Annotated in this window: 1 protein-coding gene; it reads right to left on the minus strand. The window is 65.3% G+C overall.

What is annotated here, in order from left to right; genetic code table 11:
* Positions 1–66 precede the first annotated feature (66 nt).
* A partial coding sequence (locus ACT6Q8_RS25725) for a DUF2231 domain-containing protein (protein WP_444739512.1) occupies positions 67–513 on the minus strand: 447 nt, incomplete at its 5' end.

The following is a 513-nucleotide window of genomic DNA, read 5'->3' on the forward strand; positions in this document are numbered from 1 at the left end:
TCGCGATAGTGGGGCCCTGGGCTCTGCGAAGTGATCGGCATGTCCGCTAGGCTCCAGGACGGGTGATCAAAGCAGACCGAGGTGGTTGGGGCCAAAGACCATTTCGCCGCCAAGATAGCCCTGCACCAGCAAGGCGACCGCGAGGATCGTTAAAATGGCACGAAAGGCCGTACGCGAGCCCGGCCGGAAGGCCAGCCATGCAGCGGCAAGGCTGACGGCCGCAATGGCGGTACCGTTCCAGCGATGCAGCGCAAGCGCCTCCGACCTGTCCGCAAGTCTCCACCCGCCCGCGAACCAGCCCAGAAGCGCTGCGGCTACGGCGCCGACGGCACCTCCGGCAACGAGGAAGCGCACGATGATCTGGCCGCCCGCGGCGGGCCGCAAGATCATGAAAATCTCGGCAAGAGCCGCGAGAAGCAGCAACGCGATGGGAAAATGGACAGCGAATGGATGGACCCGCCCGAGAAAGTCGCCCGCCGACCGGACGCGATTTGCCGCGATGGCTTTCTGCAC

It is taken from the genome of Niveispirillum sp. (genome assembly GCF_052437035.1).
GTDB lineage: Bacteria > Pseudomonadota > Alphaproteobacteria > Azospirillales > Azospirillaceae > Niveispirillum.